The sequence below is a fragment of the Bacillus sp. NS1 genome (assembly GCF_058248265.1).
Genome location: NZ_JBZAZF010000020.1, coordinates 1 through 1,080, shown reverse-complemented (window position 1 = coordinate 1,080; position 1,080 = coordinate 1). Strand labels below are relative to the sequence as shown.

The following is a 1,080-nucleotide window of genomic DNA, read 5'->3' as shown; positions in this document are numbered from 1 at the left end:
ATGTGATGCATATCAACCAGCAACAGGTGCCGCTCATCTGATACCTTTACGATTTGGGCACGGAACAGCGGCGCTTGGCTGAGATCAAACGGCTCGATAAACGCGGCTGCCGCTTCCTGTTCGGTTTGTTCGCCGAGGACTGCTGTCTGTAATGTAAACGGCACCTCGTCATGGATGCGCTGCACCGGCTCGCCGGCTTCGTCCTGATCGAAGGATGTCCGAAGCGACTCGTGGCGCTTGATCAGCTCTTTGAAAGCCCTGTCCAGCCTTTCGGGGTCAAGCTTCCCTTCCAGCTCTAACACAGCCGGCATATTATAGCCTGTCCCTCCGTCCTCCAGCTGCTGAAGGACATAGATCCGTTTTTGCGCGGAGGAAACCGGATAGGTCTCACGCTTTTCAGCCGGTTTCATCGCTTCATATGGACTGTCCGTTCCTTCACGGATAACGGAAGCCAGCCCTTCTACCGTCGGATGGGCAAACACATCTTTCAGCGGCACCTGTACATCGAATTCTTTTGAGATCCGCGAGACAAGCGCCGTTGCCTTTAAGGAATGTCCTCCGCGGTCGAAAAAGTTGTCGTGAATCCCGACAGGGCCATTTTTCAGCACGTCCTCCCACAGCTGGGCAAGCTTCATCTCTGTCACATTTCTCGGTGCCGTGTAGGTCTTTGCATCTGCCGCTCCGCCAGGAGCTGGCAGGGCGTTTCGGTCCAGCTTTCCGCTTGGCGTAACCGGCCAGTGTTCCATCTCTATCATATGAGCTGGGATCATGTAGCTCGGCAGCAGTCTTTCAAGCTGCGTCCGCACTTCGTTTCTTCTTAATCCTTCTGTATAGGCGCATAATTCCGGCTCTCCGCTGTCTGTCCGTACGGTAACGGCTGCCTCTCTGACACCTTCAATGCTTCTAAGCGCTGCTTCAATTTCTCCGGGCTCAATCCGGTAGCCGCGGATTTTCACTTGATCATCCGTGCGGCCGAGGAATTCAATATTCCCATCAGGGAGCCAGCGCGCCACATCCCCGGTTTTGTACATGCGTTCACCCGGGTAAAACGGGTCCTCAAGAAAACGCTCCTCTGTTAAG

General features: G+C 54.7%; 1 protein-coding gene. It reads right to left on the bottom strand.

Translation table 11 applies throughout. The features are described 5' to 3' along the window. Positions 1–1,080, bottom strand: a 1,080-nt coding sequence (locus AC4CV5_RS20730) for a condensation domain-containing protein (protein WP_490923798.1), incomplete at both ends; no start/stop codon positions are given.